Below are 3,725 nucleotides of genomic sequence, written 5' to 3' on the forward strand. Positions count from 1 at the left end.
GAATTTCATCTTTCCGACGTGATGACGACGATCTGCGTTGTGTTTGTACGGCATGGCACTCGCATCAAGCTGATTTCGATCCTGCCTGCCTATCGCCAAACCGTTGACAAAGGATCCATGCACCAACGCCAAAGCGAGATGGACCGCCTTCTGGCCCAGTGACCTCATAGCTGCTCAAAAACGACGACAGCTAGAACGTATAGAGAACGTTATTTCCCTTCGCCCGAGAACTCCCGGACACGCCCCCAGAAGCCTTCCTTGCGTCGATGCTTGTCCTGCAGCGATGCGAGGAACGCTGCATGATCGCCAAGATCTGCATAGTCCGGAATTGCGCTGTCCAGCGACTGGCACTCCTCAAGGTGGCGGGCGGCATGGCGGTACCGGGTCGACTTTGCTCGGTCCAGCGTGTCGTTGATCATCGCGCGCCGTAGCAGCACGGCAGCGAGCGGGTAGTTTCCTTCGAGCGCCCGCGCAGCTGGAGTGAGCAGATAATAGGCATTGCCATCAATCTCGGCGCGCCGTTGGACGATGAGCTTGGCGGCGTGATCGTATGCCGGCCATTCAACGAAGAAATCCAATGCCGACATCATGTTGGGAAAGGTCAGCGCATGGGCCATGGCCTTTTCCTCGGCGATGACATCGTCAAAGTCGGGGAGCCTTTTCACGTAGTCTCGTAGGCGATCGACCAGGAGGTGCTTTTCGAAGCTGTCCCAACGTATCTGCTGTGCCTTTTCACGCTCGCCGGTCGCGTCGAGCACATCGATATAGACATCCTCCCATTCGGAGTGACCAAAATAACCATGGTGTCCGTCGATCCAGAGATCATGCGTGGCGACGGCCTCTTCGTTCGGCGCACCTTTCTGTAGTGCGATCATCGCCTCTTGTGCGCGCCCTGCCGTGAGAAGCCGTCGCGCAATGCCGGCGGCGCCCCTCGGCGTCTGCTGTGCTTTCAGCGGGGTCAGAGCGATGAAGGCGTCGACATCGTCTTCGGCATCGGCCATGTCGCGCAGGGTCCGGGCAATGGCGGCCGCCCGATGATCGTATTCGCCATTTCGTCGCGGCCGTCGGTCGAGGGCATCATGAAGCCTGGCTTTCAAATCATTGATGCCCTCCGTGCCCAGCGCCGGCATGATGGCGGGGATCAATCGGTCATATTCGCCGTAGTGATTGCTGGTGACGGCATCGAATGTCTGCTTGGCAAGCAGCAGCGGTTCCGGCCTGGCCTTGGCCGCGATCTCCCCGAGCTCATGACCGGCCTGCCGAAAGATCTCGCCGACGACGCCATTGCTGTCGTCGACCCGATTGATGACCGGTTCCGCCAGAGCCATGAAGCGCCACATCAGGTCCAATGCCAGGTCGGGTCTGGTTTTGGCGATGCGCTCGGTGATCATCTCGCGCTGCAAATCAAGATCCTTTTCGAATTCCTGCCGTTTCTGCCAATCGACGAACGAAGAAGCCTTCTTTATCGAGGCCAGGCGTTTGCCGATCTCGGCAGCAAGTTCATCTACGCCATCCTGTTCGGCGAGTTCCAGTCGCAAACGCCGCTTGATGTCACGATCTTCCTCGGCGAGCGTGACAAGAATTTCGGCCATGCGTTCAGCACCAAGCGCCGTCAGCCTCTCGGCGGTAATTCCTCTACGCCCAGCCATCAGTGCGCTCCCCACAGACCGTCAAAGCGGCTAGCGGCGACGCGAGTGTAATGGGCAGTGTGCTTCGGGTCGCGATGGCCGAGATAGTCCTGGATGAGGCGTAGATCGCGCCCACGATTGGCGAGCGAGAAGTCGCAAGAGTGCCGAAGCGTGTGGGGATGGACATTCACGAGGCCGCCCCGCGTTGCGGCGCTGGCGACAATGTAGTTGACGGCCTGACGGGTGAACGGCTGCTTGCGCTCGGAGATGAAGAGCCATGGCAGATGGTCCCGGCGTATCGCCAGCCACCGTCTGATCGTCCGCAATTCGTCACCGGCGATCGGCTGTTCCACGGACAGTCCATTCTTGAGGCGCGGAATCCAGATCCGCGGTTCCTTCAGGTTCACATGCTCCCGCCGCAGGGCAATGGCTTCGCTGACCCGCAGACCGTGGCGGTACATCATCAGGATCAGCAGGTGGTCGCGGATGGCGTTGTTGCGTGGATCACGGCGACTGATATTGAGCGGTGGTTTTCAGTCTCCTGATCCGGATTTCGACGATGCCGCACAAGTTCAATGCCGATCGGCGGGACAAGATTGCCAAGCAGAAATATCAAGTGACGAATTGGCCGGCATATAATGAAAGCCTGCGTCAACGTGGTGATTTGACCATCTGGGTGAAGGATGAGGCCCTGTTTTTATGGACGGCGCGGAGGCGGACATCGCGGGGTGGTCAGCCGAAATACTCGGATCTGGCGATTACGTTGTGCTTGACCCTGCGCGTCGTCTACGGGCTGGCGCTACGCCAGACCCAAGGCTTGATGCGCAGTGTCGCGGCGCTGATGGGGTTCGATATTGCCGTGCCTGACTTCTCCACCCTGTCTCGCCGGAGCAAAGGGCTGGCGTTGCCGTCGACAAAGTCCCGAGCCACAACATCAGGTCCGGTCCATCTGGTTGTCGACAGCACCGGCTTGAAGGTCTTCGGCGAGGGCGAGTGGCTGGAAAACAAGCACAAAACCAAGGGCAAACGCAAAAGATGGCGCAAACTGCACCTTGGTCTCAATCTTGTCAGTGGTGAGATTGTTTGTTCCGATCTGACCGTGGATGATGTCGGCGATCCGACAGCGTTACCAGGACTTCTGGACCAGATCGGTGGCCCTGTCGAGAAGTTCATTGCCGACGGCGCCTATGATGGAACGCCAACCCGAGATCTTCTGGCGACACGCTTTGGTGAGATCGTGGAGGTCATTATCCCACCTCCCAAGACTGCCGTTGCCAGCCCTCAATCGGTGCTGGTTCCATCTGTCCGCGATCGCCATATTGCAGAAATCCAGACCAAAGGGCGGATGGCATGGCAGAAATCCACCGGCTACAACAAGCGCAGTCGCGCTGAGACCCAGATGGGTCGATGGAAGGCTGTGATCGGGCCCAAACTCAAAGCGCGACATTTTGACAATCAGAAGACTGAAGCGAAGATTGGCGTCCGTGTTCTTAACCGGATGACAGAACTTGGCCGGCCCAAGTTCGAGCGCGTTGCATGAAAAATGCAGTGGATAGGGTTGCCTCGTCCAAAGTCTGATCCATGCAACAGGGCGCTGTGTAATAGGCGTCACGCCGGATTTCGAAGTCCCTGGGAAGATCGTCGTCAGGATTGCGATAGCGGTCCGCGCCGACAACCCAGATCTCCTTGGAGCGGATGCGATCACGCAACTGGGTGAGGACGCAAAGCTCGTAGCTGATCCAGTTCACACGGCCATCGTCATCGATGACCGAACTGCGCCATCTGGCCGGAATAACCTCGTCAAACGGCGTTGGTGCATGGATCCTTTGTCAACGGTTTGGCGATAGGCAGGCAGGATCGAAATCAGCTCGATGCGAGTGCCATGCCGTACAAACACAACGCCGATCGTCGTCATCACGTCGGAAAGATGAAATTCAGGGTGACGAATTGGCGTGACTACGAAGCAGGTCTGCGCCGGCGTGGTAGCCTGACCTTATGGGTAACGCCGGAGGCACTGGCGGGATGGCGCGCTCCGCGAGGCGTTGGTGCATGGATCCTTTGTCAACGGTTTGGCGATAGGCAGGCAGGATCGAAATC

At 58.4% G+C, this 3,725-nt stretch carries 3 protein-coding genes and 2 pseudogenes; 2 read left to right on the forward strand and 3 right to left on the reverse strand.

Annotated features, from left to right (window positions below; translation table 11 throughout):
- Positions 1-209 precede the first annotated feature (209 nt).
- Together QQK95_RS07940 and QQK95_RS07945 are read right to left on the reverse strand one after the other, a co-directional pair.
- Positions 210-1,649, reverse strand: coding sequence for a DUF6880 family protein (locus QQK95_RS07940; RefSeq protein ID WP_409371663.1), 1,440 nt, complete (start codon positions 1,647-1,649; stop codon positions 210-212).
- Entirely contained in the window at positions 1,649-2,146 is a 498-nt protein-coding gene (locus QQK95_RS07945; RefSeq protein ID WP_322791212.1) for a tyrosine-type recombinase/integrase, read from the reverse strand. The genes QQK95_RS07940 and QQK95_RS07945 overlap by 1 nt, the downstream gene beginning before the upstream one ends.
- 41 nt (positions 2,147-2,187) lie before the next feature.
- Here QQK95_RS07945 and QQK95_RS07950 point away from each other — a divergent pair, with 41 nt between their 5' ends.
- On the forward strand, positions 2,188-3,168 hold the full coding sequence (locus QQK95_RS07950; protein WP_284270736.1) for an IS5 family transposase: 981 nt from the start codon (positions 2,188-2,190) through the stop codon (positions 3,166-3,168).
- A gap of 55 nt (positions 3,169-3,223) precedes the next feature.
- On the opposite strand, the pseudogene QQK95_RS33580 reads toward QQK95_RS07950, so the two are convergent.
- Positions 3,224-3,436, reverse strand: a pseudogene (locus tag QQK95_RS33580) (hypothetical protein); the annotation flags it as partial.
- Positions 3,437-3,510: 74 nt separating this feature from the next.
- Here QQK95_RS33580 and QQK95_RS07955 point away from each other — a divergent pair.
- A pseudogene (locus QQK95_RS07955) lies at positions 3,511-3,725 on the forward strand (hypothetical protein); the annotation flags it as partial.

Source organism: Mesorhizobium huakuii, assembly GCF_030160235.1.
GTDB classification, from domain to species: Bacteria; Pseudomonadota; Alphaproteobacteria; order Rhizobiales; family Rhizobiaceae; genus Mesorhizobium; species Mesorhizobium huakuii.